Below are 17,973 nucleotides of genomic sequence, written 5' to 3' on the forward strand. Positions count from 1 at the left end.
TGTGACGGACCGGCCCTGATCTCGTCACCGCCGTGTCACAGAACCGGCACCCGGGAACCCGGAGCCCCGGCGCCCGGTCTGTGCACCTGAGTACCGGCGCAGCGCCGGTCGGCCTGGACGCACACCGCACACTTCGGGGGACCCCATGCAGAACCGACACACCAGCCGCGTCACCCTGACGGCCCTGGCCGCCGTCGCCGCCACCCTGTCGCTGACGGCCTGTCAGTCGGCGAGCGCGGCGCCGGCGGCCGGTGCACCGACCGCCGAGGCCGCTGCTTCCAGCACCACTTCGACCACGGCACCGGCCGCCGTCACCCGCCCCGCCGCCGTCACTCGGCCCGCGTCAGCCACCCCTTCGTCAGCCGCGCCCACGTCAGCCGTGCCGGTCCCGGCCGCCACCGCGTCGGTCTGTGCGGCGAAGGCGCTGAAGGTGACGGCGTACCAGGCGGCCGACCGCCCCACCGGCACCGGCACCGGGGCGGCGGTCGTCCGGTTCACCAACGTCTCCGCGAAGGCGTGCGTGCTGCGGGGCCACCCGACGGTGGCCGGGGCGGGCAACGGTTCGCCCCAGCACTCCGTCCCGCTGACGGTGACCCGTAAGGGCACCGCGTCCACCGTGCGGGTGGCCCCGGGCGGCAAGGCGTGGCTGAAGCTGACCTTCGTGCAGGTACAGGGTGAGGGGGACGGGTACTGCGTGTCCGGCGCGACGCCCTCCGTCTTCCCGACGCTGGTGGTCGGCCTGCCCGGTGCGGGAGCGCACCAGGTCGCCCTGGACGACGGGCAGTTCGCCGAGTGCGACAACAAGGTCACCGCGACGGCGGTGTCGTCGGTGAAGCCTTCCTGAACCGGCGGACACCTGACCGACCGGTGTCCTGACCCCGGCGGTGCCCCCGCCCGGCTGCCACTCTCCGCCGGGCGGGGGCCGCCGTGTGACCTTCTCCATTGCGGTCGTGACACCGCCCCTGCGAATCTCACGTCGAACGATTTTCCGAAGAACTGTTATCGGTACCGCACCCCGCGGTCTCCCAGGTGACGGACAGCATCGTTCGGCGTCGACGACAGGGAAGCTCTGATGAGGACACAGCACACGGTGGACACGGCGGCACTGGTCAACGCCGCCCGAGCGGGAGACCCGGCCGCCCAGGACGCCCTGGTCAGCTCCTACCTCCCGCTCGTGTACAACATCGTGGGGCGGGCCCTCAACGGTTCGGTCGACGTCGACGACGTGGTCCAGGAGACCATGCTCCGCGCCCTCGACGCCCTCGGTGACCTGCGGACCCCCGAGAGTTTCCGCTCCTGGCTCGTGGCCATCGCGATGAACCGGGTCCGGGCGCACTGGAAGGACCGGCAGCTCGCCCCCGGCACCGTCGAGGAGGCCGCCGACGTCGCGGATCCGGGCGCCGACTTCGTGGACCTGACCATCGTCCGGCTCCAACTGTCCGGCCAGCGCCAGGAGACCGCGCGCGCCACCCGCTGGCTGGAGCCGGACGACCGGGAGGTGCTGTCGCTGTGGTGGCTGGAGTGCGCCGGTGAACTGACCCGGGCCGAGGTCACCGCGGCGCTGGGCGTGCCGCCGCAGCACACCGCCGTACGGGTGCAGCGGATGAAAGCGAGACTGGAGGCGGCCCGTGTGGTCGTACGGGCCCTCGACACCCGGCCCGCCTGCGGGGAACTGCGCGGTGTACTCGACTCCTGGGACGGTCTGCCGTCCGCCCTGTGGCGCAAGCGAATAGCCCGGCACGCCCGCGACTGCGCGCGGTGCAGCGGGCTGTGGAGCGGTCTGCTGCCCGCGGAGGGGCTGCTGGCCGGACTGGCGCTGGTCGCCGTGTCACCGGCGCTGCTCGCGGCGGCACGGTCCGCGACGACCGGCACGACCACGGCCGGCATGACCACGACCGGCTCGGCCGCACCAGCCGCACCGGACACGGAAACCGCCCGCTCGGCCGCGGACGCGGGACACGCCGGATACGCGGGGCCCGCCGAATCGGGAGCGGGTGGCGCGGGCGACGCCAGTGCGGAACGGGCCGGACTCCGGGGCGCTCGCCGGCGTACGACGGCACGCGAGGAGGCGCGGCGACGCCGGCGGAACCGGCGCCGGGCCGTCGGGGGAGCCGTGGTGGCGGCCTGTGTGGCGGGCGGCGGCCTCTGGTACTTCGGCGCCGGCTCCGGGCCGCACTCCGGGGACGCCGCCGCCGCGCACACCACCGGCGCTCCCGTCGTCGACATGGCGGCCCCCCGCGCCGCCGAGACCTCATCGTCCCCGTCCCCGTCACCGTCCTCGTCGGCGTCCCCGTCACCGTCCGCGTCGCACTCGAAGAAGGCGAGCGCCTCCAAGAGCCCGCGTCCGACCGGCGGCAGCAGTACGCCCAAGGCCGAGCGCACCGCGCGCGTCAAGCCCAGCGCCACCCGTACGGCGCCGCCGCAGACACAGCCGGCGCCGGCCCCGGCGCCCGCGGGCACGGTGGCACAGGTGGTCGCCCTGGTGAACAAGGAGCGCGCGGCGGCCGGGTGCGGACCGGTCACCGAGGACGCGCAGCTCGACAAGGCGGCACAGGGACACTCCGACGACATGGCCGCCCGCGGTTTCTTCGACCACACCAACCCGGACGGCGCCGGCCCCGGCGAGCGCATCACCGCGGCCGGCTACCGCTGGTCCACGTACGGCGAGAACATCGCCCAGGGCCAGCAGACCCCGCAGGCGGTGATGGACTCCTGGATGCACAGCCCCGGTCACCGCGCCAACATCCTCAACTGCTCGTTCAAGAACCTCGGCGTGGGCGTCCACAACGGCTCGGGCGGCCCGTGGTGGACGCAGGACTTCGGCGCCCGGCTCTGAGGCCGGCACCCGGCACCCGGCCCCGGCACCCGTCACCCGGCCGTCACCCGGCATCCGTCACCGGGCGGTCGCGAAGTCCTGCGTCCAGTAACTGCCGGGCTGCGCGAGACCGACGCCGATCTCCTGGAACGAGCAGTTGAGGATGTTGGCCCGGTGCCCCGGGCTGGCCATCCAGCCCGCCATGACCTGCTCCGCCGTGCTGTAGCCGTAGGCGACGTTCTCGCCGTAGCTGCTCCAGTCGTAACCGGCACTCGTGATGCGGTCGCCCGGGGAGGTCCCGTCGGAGCCGGTGTGCGACATGTTCTGGTGGGCCGCCATGTCCGCGCTGTGCGCCTGCGCGGCCTTGGTCAGCGTCGAGTTGAGGGTCAGGGCCTGGCAACCGGCCTTGCCGCGCTCGGCGTTGACCAGTCGCACGATCTCGGCGGTGGCCCCGGACGCGGTGGCGGTGGGCTTCGGGGCGCTCGGCGCGGCAGGGACCGCGGACGCGGGAGCGGCGGGGGTGGTGGTGGGCCCCGGGGTCCCAGGGGCAGCGGTCCTCTCGGGCTGGGGAGAGGTGGCCTTCTTCGTGGTGCTCGGGTGGGCCGTCGGACGGGCCGTGGTCATTTCGGTGGTGCTCGCAGGGATGGTGGCCCGGGGCGCGGGTGCCGGGGTGGTCTGGGGCACTCCGGCGTCGAGGCCGTTGCGGTGGTGATGCCTGTGCGCGTACTGCCACTGCCCGACGGGTGCGTTCGTCGCGGCGGCCTGCGCCTGCCCGTCCGGGCCGTACGGCCACTCGGAACAGGCCAGGGCGACGGAAGGTACGCCCACGGCGCCGATGGCGGCGGCGGTGATGGCTATCCGCCGGTAGTGCTTCGTCTTGCGGTGCTGGCCCATACGTCAACCTCACTCGGTGATCGCCGAGCGCTCATTCTCAGGACGCCTTCACAGACAGTGCAAAGAGGCCCTTTCACTACCTCGCCTAGTAGGTTCGGGCGACCCTTGTCAGACGGGCCGGAAGGTGCTGACTTCGCGACAGCGATGTTTGCGCGTTCGTGTCTGCCCGTCAGAGACACGTAGGTGGCGGCGAACGCGGCGAAGTGCCGAGCGGCCGGTGCGTCTCCGCGCGAACCGCGGACGCGTCCACGGCAAGACGGTCAAATCCCTTATGTCGTGGGCGTGGCTTCTACTATGCGGAGCGCTTAGTGGCCGACTCGCGTGTGATGGATGTCTCCTTCGTGCCCGCCCGGTGGGGTGCCGGCCCGCCTGCAGCGGAACGGGAAGGCCGCCAGGTGAGGGACGCGTGGCCCATGGGTACCCGGGGGCCTGTGACACGTATGCGACGCCTGTGGGAGGAGACCCGATGAGCGAGAACACCCCGTCCCAGGCCGAGGGCGAGCGGGAGGAGGACGACCTCGACACGGAGCAGCCGCCGCGCACCACCCCGTCCCAGGCCGAGGGGGAGGACCCGGGCGACGAGGACGCGGACGACGCGTGAGGGAGGCGTCATGGGCACGGCGCACAGCGGCGTCCCCGACGTACTGGACGCCCTGAAGGACGTGTCCTTCCCGGCGGACAAGGACCGGTTGCTCTCGGCCGCGCGGGAGGCGGGCGCCTCGGACGAGGTCGTCGAGGCCCTGCGTGGCATTCCCGCCGAGGAGTACGGCGGCCGGGAGCACGTGGCGCGGGCGGTCCGGGCGGACCCGGACCTCGGTCACGACGCGACGCGGCGGGCGGAACGGGCGCGGCACGGCGGCAGACCCGGGGTCGCGCAGCACCTGCGGGACGCTCCGAAGACCCCGATCCACGAGGAGTTCGACCGCTGAAGCCCGCACGCGGCGGGCACGGGCAGGACGCTGCCCGGCTTCGCCGGCCGCGTCACGGTCACCCGCTTCCTGTCTCCCGCGCGGCAGTCCGGCGCCGGGCGGGCCCCCACTACCACGCGTGGTCGTTCGCCCGTCAGCCGCCGGACCACGTCCTGGACGTCGCCACGTTCGGCAAGTGGACGCCCGAGCCGGCCCGACGCGTCGGCCGGACGCCCGTATGCTCCTGGCCGGCGACAGTCCCGGCTGCCGCGTGCTGTCCACCGCCCTCGCCGCCCTCGCCGTCGCCGCCGAGGTGCTGGTCGTGGCGGACGCCCGCACCGGCGTGGACGACGACCTCCCTGTCAGGACGCTGCGCACCATGGAGCTGTACCGGCCGCTGATCCGGGTCACCAGCCTCGCCGGCCTGCGCGCGGAGGCCGGTCCGTGAGCGTCGTCGTCCCGTTCGAGCTCCAGTGGGTCGGGGGATCCTCGCCCCGGAGATCCGGTCTGTGCGGAGCGGATCCGGGAGCTGGTCGGGAACGGGACCGTGGTGGCGTACGAAGCGTCTTCCCGCCGCCCGCGCCCGACCCCCGCGAGCAGGCCGCCCGCCCGGGGGCGACCACGTCCACCCGGCCCGGCCCGCCTGGCCCGGCCCCCCGTCGCTCCCCACGCATGCCGCGCACCCCACCGGGTACGCGAGGCGGAGCACGCTCGGGCACCGGCCTGCCCGGCTGGCCCGTACCACCGCCGACCTGGGGATTCGCCATGGAGACACCCGCACACGACGACCTGCCGACGCCGACGCCGGCCCAGCGGGCACTGGACGCGCTCGCCGTGAACGCCGAGGACCAGACCGCCCTGGACACCCTCGCCCAGAGTGAGGTGCTGGTCCCGGTACCGGACGACGCGGTCAACGGGGAGGGCGCCGACGCCTCGACGGTGGCGCTGCCCGTCCTCGAGCAGCCCGGGGGCGACCCGATCGTCCCGGTGTTCACCTCGGAGGGCGAGATGGCCGAGCTGCTGCCGTTCGTGTCGCGCTACCGCCTGATCCCGCTCGGCGCACTCGCCTCGCAGTGGCCCGAGGAGGACCTCTCCCTCGCGATCGACGGCAGCTCCGCCCACGGGCTGACCCTCACCTCGCAGGGCGTCCGCACCCTGCTCGTCCGCTGAGCCCGCGCCCGGGTTCCCCGGGAGGGGGCGCGGGTACGCCCCGTCACCGGACGAGGTGCCGTGGAGCGGCCGCCGGCGTCGTACCGCCCGCAGCGGTGCGAAGATCCCGGCGGGCGGGGCTCAGCCGGCGCTCGGAACCTCCTGCTCGGCCAGCATGCGCCGCAGCGCGGCCCGCTGGAGCGGTAGCACCTCGGCGTGCAGCGCGCGGCCCCTGGGGGTGAGCGCGACCCACACCCCACGCCGGTCCTCCGCGCACACCGAGCGTTCCACCAGACCGTCCTTCTCCAGCCGCCCGATCAGCCGGGACAGCGCGCTCTGGCTGAGATGGACCCGGCCCACCAGGTTCTGCACCCGGCACTGGTCGCCCGCTCCGGTCGACTCGGCGGCGAGGATGTCCAGCACCTCGAAGTCGCTGGCGCCCAGACCGTGGGGATGCAGGGAGCGGTCGATCTCGCACATCGTGCGCGCGTGCACCGTGAGGATGTCCCGCCAGCGTTCCTCGAGCCGGGTCTCGGCCGTCTTGACTGCCATACCGGCACCGTAGCACCGATCCGGCCAATTGTTGAGTATGCAACTAACGGTCCGGAGCGGGCGGTCGTGGGCCTCAGGCGGCCGGGTCCTGGAGGAGTCCCACCAGGTTGCCGTCGCTGTCCCGCACGGAGGCGATCAGCCGGCCGCCGCCGACGTCCTGCGCGTCCTGGAGCAGTTCCGCGCCGGCGTCCACCAGAGCAGCGAGGCGCTTGTCGAGGTCGGTGACGTGCCAGTACGGCACCGGCCCGGTCATCCCCTTCGCGTGCCCGTTCGGGTCCAGGCCGACGTCCTGCCCGGCGGCCTTGTAACCGACGTAGTAGGGCTCGTCGGCGTACGGCTCGACGCCCAGCAGCGCGGAGAACAGGGCCTTGGCCCGGTCCAGGTCCCGCACGGGGTAGATGATCGTCTGGAGACCCGCGGTCATGGGACTCACTCCTTCGGGATGTGTGGTCCGACGGGATCCCGCCGGTGCTCCCAACGTAGGGCCCCGGTGCCCGCCACGGCTTCTCCGATCCTGACCGGTCACCGGCGTGGTGCGGCAGCCGGTCGGTGCGGAGCCCCGGCCTCCGCCCGGATCTGCACGCCGGGCGTCCCGCCCGCGCCCGGTAGGCGGCGCCGGCCGCCGCGGACGCGCGCCCGAGCCGGGCACCGGCCGTCACGTCGAGTCGCGCCGGACCAGCTCCGTCGGCAGGATGACCGCCGCCGGGTCCTCACCGCCTAGCTGCGCGAGCAGCACCCGCACCATCTCGGTACTGATCCGGTCCCACGGCTGCCGGATCGTGGTGAGCGCCGGACTGGCGGCGGTCGCCGCCGGCGAGTCGTCGAAACCGCCGACGGCTACGTCGTCCGGCACCCGCTTCCCGGCCCGGTGCAGGGCCGCCAGCACGCCCTGCGCCATCAGGTCGGAGGCGACGAACACGGCGTCCATGTCCGGCGTCCGCGCCAGCAGCCGCTCCGCGCCCGCCTCACCACTGGCCCGGCTGTAGTCGCCGGAGACGACGAGCCGCTCGTCGGCCGCGATGCCCGCCTCGGCCAGGACCTCCCGGTAACCGGCGAGCCGCTCCACACCGCCGGGGGTGTCCAGCGGGCCGGTGACCACGCCGATCCGGCGGCGGCCCAGCGACAGCAGGTGCCGGACCATGTCCCGGGCACCGTCCCGGTCGTCGGCGGCCACGTAACTCACCTTGGAGCCGAGGCCGATCGGTTTGCCGCAGGCGACCAGCGGAACCCCCGCCTCCCGCAGCTCCTCGGCCACCGGATCACCGGAGTGGCTGGAGACCAGCAGCACCCCGTCGACGTGCCCGGCGGTGATGTACCGCGTGATCCGGCGCCGTTCGTCCTGCGTGCCCGCCAGCATCAGCAGCAGCGGGACGTCGTGCGCGGCCAGCGCCTGCGTGCAACCCCGCAGCAGAACGTTGAAGTTGGGGTCCTCGAAGAACCGCTCCTGCGGCTCGGTCAGCAGGAAGCCGACGGAGTCCGACCGTCCGGTGATCAGGGAACGGGCGTGCCGGTTGACGACGTAACCCGTCCTGCGGATCGCGGCGTCGACCGCTTCCTGGGCCGCGGGGCTGACGTAGTGGCCGCCGTTGAGCACCCGTGAGACGGTGCCGCGCGAGACACCCGCCTCGCGCGCCACGTCGTGGATCGTCGGCGGTCTGCGCCGGCCCCCCGTATGGCTCATGGTCATGACTTTACGGCCCCGGACAGCAGGTCCAGGCTCCAGAACCGCTGAATGACCAGGAAGAGGGCGATCAGCGGGAGGACCGCGAGGAAGGCACCCGTGATCACGAGGGTGTACAGCGCGGGCGTGTTCGAGCCCTGCTCCAGCAGCGTGTACAGCCCCAGCGTGAGCGGGAACTTCTCGTCGTCGCTGAGCATGATGTACGGCAGCAGGAAGTTGTTCCAGATCGCCACGAACTGGAACAGGAACACGGTGACCATGCCGGGGATCATCATCGGCAGGGCGATCCGGGTGAAGATCCGCCACTCGCCCGCCCCGTCCATCCGCCCGGCCTCCACCACGTCGGCCGGCACGGCGCCGGACGCGTAGACACGGGCGAGGTAGACGCCGTACGGGGAGAGGATCTGCGGCAGCAGCACGGACAGGTAGGAGTCCGTGAGGTCGGCCTTCGCCAGCAGCAGGTACTGCGGGATCGCGAGGATCACCGGCGGCATCAGCACGCCCGCGAGCAGGACGTTGAACATCGTCTCGCGGCCCCGGAAACGGTAGGTCGCGAGCGCGTACCCGCTGACCGCCGACACGGCGGCCGACAGCAGGGCGCCCAGCCCGGCGTACAGCGCGGAGTTGCCCATCCACGTCCAGTAGACGCCGTCCCGGTAGGCGTTGAGGTCCGCGAGGTTGCCGGCGAACCCGGTGCCCGGCAGGAAGGTGAAGGTGGAGAACAGCTCGTGCCCGGACTTGGTGGACGCGATCACCACCCAGGCGACCGGCAGCAGGGTGTAGACCGCGCCGCACAGCAGGGTGACCGTCGGAACCAGCGCGATCCGGCGGCGCCGCGGCGGACCCTGCGCCGTACCCGGGGTGGTGCCCGCGGCCGGGGCGGCCTTGCGGACGGCAAGAGTACTCATCCTGCTTCTCCTTGACTGACGTCCCGCTTGGTGCGGCGGTTCGCGGCCCGCAGGAAGCCGAACGACAGCAGCAGCGTGACGACGGCGACCAGCGTCGCCTCGGCCGCCGCCGAGTAGATGTCGTTCCGGCCGAAGGCGTCCTGGTACACCTTCATCAGCGGACTCCAGGTCGTGCTGACCGAGTTGGTGAGCGGCTTCAGGGTGGTCGGCTCGTTGAACACCTGGAGCGTCGCGATGATCGAGAAGAAGAAGGTCAGCACCAGCGAGGGCGCCACCATCGGGATCTTGATCCGAAGTGCGATCTGCGTGGGGGTGGCGCCGTCCAGCTTCGCCGCCTCGTACACCTCCGCCGGGATGGACCGCAGCGAGGTGTAGATGACGATCATGTTGAAGCCGGTGCCGCCCCATACCGCGATGTTCGACAGGGCGAGGAAGAGCGGCCCGCCGTCCAGCAGATCCGGCTGCGGCAGGCCCAGCCGGTCGAGCACGAAGTAGAACGGGCTGACGTCCGGCAGGTACAGGAAGCCCCACAGCAGCGCGGCCACCACGCCGGGGATGGCGTACGGCAGGAAGATCGCGAGCCGGGTGACCGGGGCGAGGCGCACCTTCTCGGAGTCCAGCATCAGTGCGAACAGCAGCGCGAGGCCCAGCATCACCGGGACGACGACGCAGCCGTAGCCGAGCACGCGCAGCGCGCCCCGCAGCAGCTCGCTGTCCTGGAATGCCTCGGTGTAGTTCTGCAGGCCCGCCCACACCTCCGTGCGGGCACCCGAGCCGAGGCCCAGGCCCGAGACGTGCACCTTGCGGAAGCTGAGCCAGACCGCGTAGCCGATGGGCAGCGCGAAGAAGAGGGCGAACAGCAAGGTGGCCGGGACCAGGAAGACGTAGGGCGCGCTCCGCGCCCGGCGGACGGTGCGGGGAGACGGGTGGCCGTACGGGGCCCCCTCGGCCCCGTACGACGTCCGGCTTGCGGAGCTGCTCACCGAGAGACCTCGAAGCCCTGCTTCTTCATGTCGGCGACCGTGTCGTCCTGCATCGTCCTCAGGGCGGCGGTGAAGTCCGACTTGTTCTTCGCGGCGGCGCCGAAGGCGTCCTTGAAGGACGTGTAGGCGACGTTCACGTTCGGGCCCCACGCGGACGGCGCGGTGGTCTTCGCGACGGCGGCGGCCCTGGTGTAGAAGTCCGGCTGGTTGGCGAAGAACGCCGGCGGGTTGGAGAAGGCGCCGCTGAGCTGGGCGGAGGTGGAGGCCGGGTAGATCCCGCTCTCCTCGGCCAGCGCGTTGAGGGCGTCGTGGTCGGTGTTCAGCCAGGTCGCGAACTCGGCGGCGGCCTTCTGGTGCGCCGAGTCGGTGGTGACCGCCGTCGAGGAGCCGCCCCAGCTACCGGTGGCGTCCTGGTCCAGCGACCACTGGGGGAGCGGGGCCATGGCCCACTTGCCCTTGGTGTCCGGCGCGGCCGTGGTCAGTGTGCCCGGCGCCCACACGGCGCTCACCCAGGCGATCTGCTTGCCGGTGTCGAGCGCCTTGTTCCAGGAGGGGGTGTACATCGGCTGGTTGTCGATGACGCCCTCCTTGACCAGTCCGCCCCAGAACCCGGCGACCTTCCGGGTGGCCGCGTCGTCGATCGCGACCTTCCACTTGTCACCCGACGTGGTCCACCACTTGGCGCCGGCCTGCTGGGCGAGCCCCGCGAAGAGTCCGGAGTCGTTGGCGGAGAAGGTGGTCAGGTCCTTGTCGGGCGCCTTCTTCTTCAGTTCGCGGGCCGTCTCGGCGAACTGCTCCCAGGTGGTGGGAACCTTCATGCCGTACTTCTCGAACAGGTCCTGGCGGTAGTAGAACATCATCGGGCCGATGTCCTGCGGCACCGCGTAGACGGCGTCCGTGCCGAGCGTGGTCTGCTGCCAGACGCCGTCGGCGAACTTGTCCTTGGCGCCGCCGACCTCCTGGGAGATGTCGGCCAGGGCGTCGTTGCTGACCAGTGTGGGCAGCGCCTGGTACTCGGCCTGCACCAGGTCGGGGGCCTTCTTCGCCTTGTGGGCGGTGAGGATCTTGGTGACCAGCGTGTCGCCGGACGCCTGCTTCTTGACGGTGACGCTGATCCGGTTCTTCTTGCCCGGGCCCTTGTTCCACAGGTCCACGACCTTGTCCATGCCGGGGGTCCAGGTCCAGTACGTCAGTGAGACGGGACCCGACTCGGTCTTGCTGCCGTCCTCGGAGCCGCAGCCGGCGAGGGCGGTGGCACCGAGAGAGACGGCGAGGGCGGTTGTCACGAGGCGGCGGCGCTTCGTGTGCGGCATGGTTTCTCCCCTGACCTGGGCCCCCGCCCACTGCGGAGACCTGCCATGCAGATGTGCACGTTCACATGAGTCGGGTGCTCTGACTCCCAGAGCCCCTGCCATGCTTCTGTGAGCGTTCACAGTAGAGAAACATCCCGGACACTTGTCAATGGTTGTTGCTGTGCGGTTATGTTGGGCTCGCGCCGCTGACGATGTGTGTGCACGTTCCCAAATGATCGATCTTCCGGAGGCAGCCATGCCTGACATCAGCCCCAGGGGCCTCACCAGGCTCGCCTTCGGCGGGGACTACAACCCCGAGCAGTGGCCTGAATCCGTCTGGCAGGAGGACGTCCGGCTGATGCGCGAGGCCGGCGTCACGATGGTCAGCGTCGGGATCTTCTCCTGGGCCCTGCTGGAGCCCGCGCCGGGGGAGTACGACTTCGGCTGGCTGGACCGGGTCATCGATCTCCTCCACGACCACGGCATCCGCGTCGACCTCGGCACACCGACCGTGGTACCTCCGGTCTGGTTCTACCGGGCGCACCCCGAGGCGCTGCCGGTCACCGCGGAGGGCGTGCGCTACGAGTTCGGCTCTCGCGGCGCGATCTGCCACAGCAACGCCGACTACCGGGCCGCCGCCGCGGCCATCACCACCGCACTGGCCGAGCGCTACGGCGACCACCCGGCGCTGGCGATGTGGCACGTCCACAACGAGTACGGCGTCCCCGTCTCGGCCTGCTACTGCGACTCCTGCGCCGCCCACTTCCGCCGCTGGCTCGCGGACACCTACGGCACGGTCGACGCCGTCAACGAGGCCTGGGGGACCGCCTTCTGGGGCCAGCGCTACACCGGCTTCGAGCAGATCAACCCGCCCCGGGCCACCCCGACCGTCGGCAACCCGGGCCAGGCGCTCGACTACCGGCGCTTCGCCGACGCCACCGTCCGGGAGAACTTCCGCGCCGAACGGGACCTCCTGCACCGCCTCTCACCGGGCGTGCCGGTCACCACCAACTTCATGACCGCCCTCAGCCAGTGCGACTCCATGGACTACTGGGCCTGGGGCCGCGAGGTCGACCTCGTCACCAACGACCACTACCTGATCACCGACGGCCGCCGCACCCACGTCAACCTCGCCATGGCCGCCGACCTCACCCGCTCGGTCGCCGGCGGCGCCCCCTGGCTGCTGCTGGAACACTCCACCTCGGGCGTCAACTGGCAGCCCCGCAACCCCGCCAAGGCCCCCGGCGAGATGGCCCGCAACTCCCTCGCGCACGTCGCCCGCGGCTCCGAGGGCGCGATGTTCTTCCAGTGGCGCCAGTCCCGGCGCGGCGCCGAGAAGTTCCACTCGGCGATGCTGCCGCACGGCGGCACCGACACCCGCGTCTGGCGCGAGGTGGTCGAACTCGGCGCTTCCATCGACACGTTGAGCGCCCTTGGGGGCACCCGCACCGAGGCCGACGTGGCCATGCTGTGGGACTGGCAGTCCTGGTGGGCGCAGAACCTCGCCTGGCGCCCCAGCGAGGACCACGACCCGCGCGAGCGCGCCGACTCCTTCTACGAGGCCCTCTACGACCACCACCTCACCGTCGACTTCGCCCATCCGGAAGCCGACCTGTCGGCCTATCCCCTTGTCGTCGTGCCCGCCCTGTACCTGATGACGCAAGCGGCCGGTGACAACCTCCGCAGGTACGCCGAGAACGGCGGCACGCTCGTGGTGTCTTACTTCTCCGGCATCGTCGACGAGCACGACGCCGTGCACGAGGGCGCCTGCCCGGGCGTGCTGCGCGACGTCCTCGGGCTGACCGTGGAGGAGTTCTCGCCGCTGCTCAAGGACGAACGCGTACGCCTGACCGCGCCGGACGGCCCCGCGCTCACCGGGGACGTGTGGAGCGAGTTCGTCGTGCCGCGCGGCGCGGAGACCGTGTGGACGTACGCCGACGGGCTCACCGCGGGCCGCCCGGCCGTCACCCGGCACCGGACCGGCCGGGGCACCGCCTGGTACGTCTCCACCCGCCTCGACGCCCAGGGCCTGGACGCGGTCCTCGCCCGGGCGGCCGGTGACGCCGGGATCGCCCCGCGCGCCGACCTGCCCCGCGACGTGGAGGTCGTGCGCCGCAGCGGTACGTCGGGCACCTACCTCTTCGCCGTCAACCACACCGCCGGCGACACCGAGGTGCCGCTGGACACGCCCGGCACCGAACTGCTGACGGGCGAACGCGCCGCGGGCCGCCTCGCGGTCCCGGCGGGAGCCGTCCGGGTCGTACGACTCGACGGCTGAGCCGGCTCCCCTCCGTCCGCGTGTGCCACGAGAGCCGCGGGCGGAGGGGTCCTCCTCCGGCCCCACCGGAGGACACCCTCCCCAGTTACGTCGAAGGGACGACGGACGATGAAGTTCCATCCCAGACGCACCATCAGGGCCCTGCTGCTGCCGCTCGCGGCCGGGCTCGCCTTCACCGCCCTGCCCGCCCAGACCGCCCGGGCCGCGAGCACCCTCACCAACGGCGGTTTCGAGTCCGGCGGTTCGGGCGCGGCCACGCCCGCCGGCTGGTCCGAGTACGGCGACACCGGCGCCTCGTACACCGAGTCCGGCGGCCACGGCGGCAGTTACCGCCTCAGCCACTACTCGGCGTCCGCCTACAAGGTGGCGACCTACCAGTACCTGTCCGGACTCGCCAACGGCAACTACACGCTCACCGCGTGGGTCCGCTCCAGCGGCGGGCAGAACGCGGCCTACCTCGCCCTGAAGAACTGCGGCAGCCCCGAACAGCGCACGGATCTGCCCGTCTCGTCCAGTGGGTGGATACGGATCGTCACGCCGGTCAAGGTGACCGGCAACCAGTGCACCATCAGCGTCAACAGTGACGCCCACGCGGGCAACTGGATCAACGTCGACGATGTGACCTTCACGCCCGGCACCACCGGCACCTCCGTCCACGGAGCCGACATCTCCTCCCTCGCCAAGAGCGAGGCCAGAGGCGGCGTCTACCGGACCGGCTCCGGCACCGCCGGGGACGCCCTGGCCGTCCTCAGGTCGTCCGGCATGAACTACGCCCGCCTGAAGGTGTGGGTGAACCCGGCCGACGGCTACAACGACAAGGCCCACGTCCTGGCCATGGCCAAACGCGTCAAGGCGCAGGGCATGAAGCTCCTGGTCGACTTCCACTACTCGGACACCTGGGCCGACCCCGGCGCCCAGACCGAGCCGGCCGCATGGGCGGGCCACAGCTACAGCCGCCTGAAGACGGACGTGTACAACCACACGTACGACGTGCTGAGCGCCCTGAAGGCGCAGGGCACCACCGCCGACATGGTCCAGGTGGGCAACGAGATCAACGGCGGCATGCTGTGGTCCGAGGGATCCACGGACAACTGGAGCCAGCTCGCCGGACTGATCAACTCGGGCTACGACGCCGTCAAGGCGGTCAACTCCTCCACCCTCGTCGCGCTGCACCTGGCCAAGGGCGGGGACAAGGCCGGTACCGAGTGGTGGTTCGACAACGCACTCGCCGCCGGAGTGAGGTTCGACGCGATCGGCCTGTCGTACTACGGGTACTGGCACGGCCCGCTCGCCGACTTCCAGACCACCCTGGACGACGCGGCCGCCCGCTACGGCAAGCCCGTCTTCGTCGCCGAGACGGCCTACCCCTTCCGCCTCGACAGCGACGACCCGCTCACCAACCAGATCGACACCACCGCGGAGCTGGTCCCCGGCTATCCCGCGACCACGGCCGGCCAGGCCAGGGTGGATGAACGACGTGGCGAGCATCGTGGAGGCCGTGCCGAACGGCCGGGGTCTCGGCGTCTTCTACTGGGAGGCGACCTGGACCGCCGTCACCGGCAACGGCTGGGACCCGGCCGACGCCGGCTCCGGCAACGGCTGGGAGAACCAGGCCCTGTTCGGCTACGACGACCGGGCGCTTCCCTCCCTGTCGTGGTTCAGCCACCGCTGAGCCGTTCGGGGCGGGCCCGGCCGCACGCGGCGACCGGGCCCGCGCCGTCCCCGCCGCCGCCCCCGCCGGGCCCGTGCCGTCCCGCCGGGGTCGTGTGTCCGGCTCCCGGTCACACCGCCGTCCGGTACCGGACAACGGGCGCCGAGTCCCGGGCGCGCCGGAGTCGCCCCGGGTCACAGTGGGAACACTGCGTGGCGGAGGCCGGGGAGCGGAGGCGGGCGGTGACGGGGACTCCCTCGGGCCGGATGCGGCAGACCATCCTGGAGTGGCTCAAGGACCCGGCGGCCCACTTCCCCGCCTCCCGCCGCGCCGCCGCCGCGGCACCGGTGTCACCGCGCGGGCCGTCGCCGCCAAGCTGGGCGTGCCGCGCCGGACCGCCACCGCCCACCTGGACCTCCTCACCCGCCTCGGCGTCCTGCGCACCCGCCGGGTCTGCTGCCGCACCTACTACCGGCGCGACGAGATCCGCATCGCCGAGGTGGCCCGGATGTTCGAGAAGGGCTGGTGATGAAGGGACCGCACATGGACCGACCCACGGCCCTCGTCCCGCTGCACCACATCCGTCCGGGCGCCCGCGGGCCGGAGGACGTCGTGGCCGACCCGCACGGACGCGTGCTGACCGGGGTGGCGGACGGGCGCGTCCTGCGCGTCCACCACCCCGGCGGCCCGCGCGCGGCCCGCACGGAGGTGCTGGCCCGGACCGGCGGCCGTCCCCTGGGCCTGAACTCCTGCCGGACGGCGACCTGCTGGTGTGCGACGCGGAACGCGGACCGCTGCGCGTCGGCACGGACGACGGCACCGTCCGTGTGCTGGCCGACTCGGTGGCGGGGGAGCGGCTCCGCTTCTGCGGCAACGCCGTCACCCTGCCCGACGGCACCGTGTACTTCACCGTCTCCAGCCGCCGCCACCCCCTGCACCGGTGGATCGGCGACATCGTCGAACACAGCGGCACCGGGCGCCCGCTGCGACTCGCCCCCGGCGGCGGCGAACCCGAGGTCCTGCTGGGCGGCCTGCGGTTCGCCAACGGACTGGCCCCGAGCGCCGACGGCTCCTTCCTGGTGATCACCGAGACCGGCTCCTGCCGCCTCACCCGCTACCGGCTCACCGGCCCCCGCGCCGGACACGCCGACCGCTTCGCCGACCTCCCCGGCATGCCGGACAACCTCTGGCGCGAAGGCCCGGACGGGCCCGTCCGGGTCGCCCCGGCCGGCCCCCGCGTGCCCCCGCTGGACCTGCTGCACCGCACTCCGCGGGCCGTGCGCCGCGGCGCCGCCCGGGCCGCCGTCCCCGCGCCGTACCGGCCGAGCGGGACCGTCGGGGTCGTCGCCGTCGACGACCGGGGCCGGACCGCCACCACCTCACCCGCCGCCGCTCCGGCTTCCGCATGGGCACCAGCGTGTGCGCGACCGGTGACCCCATGGTGCTCGGCAGTCTCCTGGAGCCCGGTGTGGCGGTCTGTGCCCGGCCCGCCGCCCGCTGAGCCGACGGTACGCTGGTCCGGGCCGTGACCGCCCCTGGGCACCGGGCCGGACAGGAGAGGCACCAGCATGACAGCGCCGGGCACCGAGACCCGAGGCGTCCGTTCCGCGGCACGCCGGCGGTCCGGGTGGCGTACCCAGGGGCCCGTCGTCGCGGTCGTCGCGGCCGGCGGCGCGCTCGGCGCGCTGGCCCGCTATGCCCTCGCCCTCGCCTGGCCCACACCCCCGGGCGGCTTCCCCTGGGCGACCTTCTGGACCAACGTCTCCGGCTGCGCCGTCATGGGTGTGTTCATGATGCTCATCACCGACGTGTGGTCCGCCCACCGCCTGCTGCGGCCGTTCTTCGGCACCGGCGTCCTCGGCGGCTTCACCACCTTCTCCACCTACGCGGTGGACATCCGCAGACTGGTCGACGCCGGCCGCCCCGGCCTCGGGGCCGCGTACCTCCTCGCGACCCTGTGCGCGGCCCTCGCGGCGGTCCGGCTGGCCTCGGCCGCCGCCCGCCGTGTGCTGACCGGGAGGCAGCGATGACATCACCCACCCACCGCGCCCTCCGGCCGACCGTCCACACCGGTGAGAACGACACCTGGCACCACAGGCCCGTCCACTCCCAGATCGTGCACCGCGCGCACGCCGCCGGTCTCGCCGGCGTCTTCCGGGGCGTCGAGGGTTTCGCCGCCTCCTCCCGCATCCACACCTCCCGTCTGCTGTCCCTGAGCGAGGACCTGCCGGTCGCGGTGGTCGTCGTGGACACCGAGGAGCGCGTCCGGGCCTTCCTGCCCCGGCTCGACAAGCTGAGCGGCGAGGGCCTGGTGACCCTGGAGGAGTGCGAGGTCGTCCGCCCCCGGACAACATCCGGCCCGGCCGGGGGAGACCCGGCCGCCGAAGTCCCGCCCGGACCGGGCACGGCGCGCCCCGACCCGGAGGGTAAGAAGCCGTTGTGAACTGGCTGCTGGTCGCCGCGGGGGCCGCGGTCGGTGCCCCCCTGCGCTATCTCACCGACCGCGCCGTGCAGGCCCGGCACGACTCGCCGTTCCCGTGGGGCACCTTCGTGGTGAACGTGACCGGCTGCCTGGTCCTCGGGCTGCTCACGGGAGCCGTCTCCGCCGGGGCCGCCGGACACCCGGTACAGCTCCTGGTCGGCACGGGCCTGTGCGGTGCGCTGACGACGTACTCGACGTTCTCCTACGAGACCCTGCGGCTGACCGAGGCCGGCTCCGGCCTCTACGCCGCCCTGAACGTCGTCGCGAGTGTGACGGCGGGCCTCGCGGCGGCCCTTACCGGGGTCTCACTGGCCGACGCCCTGTGGGCCTAGGCGCCTGTCGCCCGGCCGGGCGGACTCAGTACTGTCTACTGCACTGTC

The 17,973-nt window shown here is 72.6% G+C and carries 17 protein-coding genes and 3 pseudogenes; 13 read left to right on the forward strand and 7 right to left on the reverse strand.

The window, feature by feature from the left end; genetic code table 11:
* Nucleotides 1-145 precede the first annotated feature (145 nt).
* Entirely contained in the window at nucleotides 146-844 is a 699-nt protein-coding gene (locus D9753_RS32440; RefSeq protein WP_121790233.1) for a DUF4232 domain-containing protein, read from the forward strand.
* Nucleotides 845-1,072: 228 nt separating this feature from the next.
* Nucleotides 1,073-2,836, forward strand: coding sequence for a sigma-70 family RNA polymerase sigma factor (locus tag D9753_RS32445; RefSeq protein WP_121790234.1), 1,764 nt, complete (start codon nucleotides 1,073-1,075; stop codon nucleotides 2,834-2,836).
* Between the two features lie 57 nt (nucleotides 2,837-2,893).
* On the opposite strand, the gene D9753_RS32450 is transcribed toward D9753_RS32445, so the two are convergent.
* A complete protein-coding gene (locus D9753_RS32450; protein ID WP_121790235.1) occupies nucleotides 2,894-3,709 on the reverse strand; it encodes a CAP domain-containing protein in 816 nt (271 codons plus the stop codon).
* 466 nt (nucleotides 3,710-4,175) lie between these two features.
* Between D9753_RS32450 and D9753_RS38800 the strand changes: the two genes are divergently transcribed.
* The 4 genes from D9753_RS38800 to D9753_RS32465 all read left to right on the forward strand — a co-directional run bounded on the left by D9753_RS38800 (nucleotide 4,176) and on the right by D9753_RS32465 (nucleotide 5,787).
* Nucleotides 4,176-4,310 carry a hypothetical protein gene (locus D9753_RS38800; protein WP_276209450.1) on the forward strand — a complete coding sequence of 45 codons (135 nt, stop codon included), beginning with the start codon at nucleotides 4,176-4,178 and terminating at the stop codon, nucleotides 4,308-4,310.
* A gap of 10 nt (nucleotides 4,311-4,320) precedes the next feature.
* Nucleotides 4,321-4,638, forward strand: coding sequence for a DUF2795 domain-containing protein (locus tag D9753_RS32455; RefSeq protein WP_121790236.1), 318 nt, complete (start codon nucleotides 4,321-4,323; stop codon nucleotides 4,636-4,638).
* A 175-nt stretch (nucleotides 4,639-4,813) separates the two neighbouring features.
* The gene (locus D9753_RS32460; protein ID WP_163010853.1) at nucleotides 4,814-5,065 is read left to right on the forward strand and encodes a hypothetical protein; all 252 of its coding nucleotides are present in this window, start codon (nucleotides 4,814-4,816) and stop codon (nucleotides 5,063-5,065) included.
* Nucleotides 5,066-5,382: 317 nt separating this feature from the next.
* Entirely contained in the window at nucleotides 5,383-5,787 is a 405-nt protein-coding gene (locus tag D9753_RS32465) for an SseB family protein (protein WP_121790238.1), read from the forward strand.
* Nucleotides 5,788-5,907: 120 nt separating this feature from the next.
* On the opposite strand, the gene D9753_RS32470 is transcribed toward D9753_RS32465, so the two are convergent.
* From D9753_RS32470 to D9753_RS32495, 6 genes are all read right to left on the reverse strand, one after another.
* Entirely contained in the window at nucleotides 5,908-6,318 is a 411-nt protein-coding gene (locus D9753_RS32470) for a MarR family winged helix-turn-helix transcriptional regulator (protein ID WP_121790239.1), read from the reverse strand.
* 73 nt (nucleotides 6,319-6,391) lie between these two features.
* Nucleotides 6,392-6,742, reverse strand: a complete 351-nt coding sequence (locus D9753_RS32475; RefSeq protein ID WP_121790240.1) for a VOC family protein — start codon at nucleotides 6,740-6,742, stop codon at nucleotides 6,392-6,394.
* Between the two features lie 231 nt (nucleotides 6,743-6,973).
* Nucleotides 6,974-8,005, reverse strand: coding sequence for a LacI family DNA-binding transcriptional regulator (locus D9753_RS32480; RefSeq protein ID WP_121790241.1), 1,032 nt, complete (start codon nucleotides 8,003-8,005; stop codon nucleotides 6,974-6,976).
* The gene (locus tag D9753_RS32485; protein WP_121790242.1) at nucleotides 8,002-8,907 is read right to left on the reverse strand and encodes a carbohydrate ABC transporter permease; all 906 of its coding nucleotides are present in this window, start codon (nucleotides 8,905-8,907) and stop codon (nucleotides 8,002-8,004) included. Before D9753_RS32485 ends, D9753_RS32480 begins: the two co-directional genes overlap by 4 nt.
* The gene (locus D9753_RS32490) at nucleotides 8,904-9,890 is read right to left on the reverse strand and encodes a carbohydrate ABC transporter permease (protein WP_121790243.1); all 987 of its coding nucleotides are present in this window, start codon (nucleotides 9,888-9,890) and stop codon (nucleotides 8,904-8,906) included. The genes D9753_RS32485 and D9753_RS32490 overlap by 4 nt, the downstream gene beginning before the upstream one ends.
* On the reverse strand, nucleotides 9,887-11,203 hold the full coding sequence (locus tag D9753_RS32495; protein WP_121790244.1) for an ABC transporter substrate-binding protein: 1,317 nt from the start codon (nucleotides 11,201-11,203) through the stop codon (nucleotides 9,887-9,889). The genes D9753_RS32490 and D9753_RS32495 overlap by 4 nt, the downstream gene beginning before the upstream one ends.
* A gap of 235 nt (nucleotides 11,204-11,438) precedes the next feature.
* Here D9753_RS32495 and D9753_RS32500 point away from each other — a divergent pair, with 235 nt between their 5' ends.
* The 7 genes and pseudogenes from D9753_RS32500 (at nucleotide 11,439) to crcB (D9753_RS32530) (ending at nucleotide 17,925) form a co-directional block, all read left to right on the forward strand.
* The gene (locus tag D9753_RS32500) at nucleotides 11,439-13,460 is read left to right on the forward strand and encodes a beta-galactosidase (protein ID WP_121790245.1); all 2,022 of its coding nucleotides are present in this window, start codon (nucleotides 11,439-11,441) and stop codon (nucleotides 13,458-13,460) included.
* A 108-nt stretch (nucleotides 13,461-13,568) separates the two neighbouring features.
* Nucleotides 13,569-15,132, forward strand: a pseudogene (locus D9753_RS32505) (glycosyl hydrolase 53 family protein).
* 221 nt (nucleotides 15,133-15,353) lie between these two features.
* A pseudogene (locus D9753_RS32510) lies at nucleotides 15,354-15,640 on the forward strand (helix-turn-helix domain-containing protein).
* Nucleotides 15,641-15,654: 14 nt separating this feature from the next.
* Nucleotides 15,655-16,612: pseudogene (locus D9753_RS32515) on the forward strand (SMP-30/gluconolactonase/LRE family protein).
* A 67-nt stretch (nucleotides 16,613-16,679) separates the two neighbouring features.
* The gene (gene crcB, locus D9753_RS32520; protein ID WP_121790246.1) at nucleotides 16,680-17,141 is read left to right on the forward strand and encodes a fluoride efflux transporter CrcB; all 462 of its coding nucleotides are present in this window, start codon (nucleotides 16,680-16,682) and stop codon (nucleotides 17,139-17,141) included.
* Nucleotides 17,138-17,554: a DUF190 domain-containing protein gene (locus D9753_RS32525; protein WP_121790247.1), complete on the forward strand. Its 417-nt coding sequence runs from the start codon at nucleotides 17,138-17,140 to the stop codon at nucleotides 17,552-17,554. Before crcB (D9753_RS32520) ends, D9753_RS32525 begins: the two co-directional genes overlap by 4 nt.
* Entirely contained in the window at nucleotides 17,551-17,925 is a 375-nt protein-coding gene (gene crcB / locus D9753_RS32530) for a fluoride efflux transporter CrcB (protein ID WP_121790248.1), read from the forward strand. Before D9753_RS32525 ends, crcB (D9753_RS32530) begins: the two co-directional genes overlap by 4 nt.
* The last annotated feature ends 48 nt before the right edge of the window (nucleotides 17,926-17,973 follow it).

It is taken from the genome of Streptomyces dangxiongensis (assembly GCF_003675325.1).
GTDB classification, from domain to species: domain Bacteria; phylum Actinomycetota; class Actinomycetes; order Streptomycetales; family Streptomycetaceae; genus Streptomyces; species Streptomyces dangxiongensis.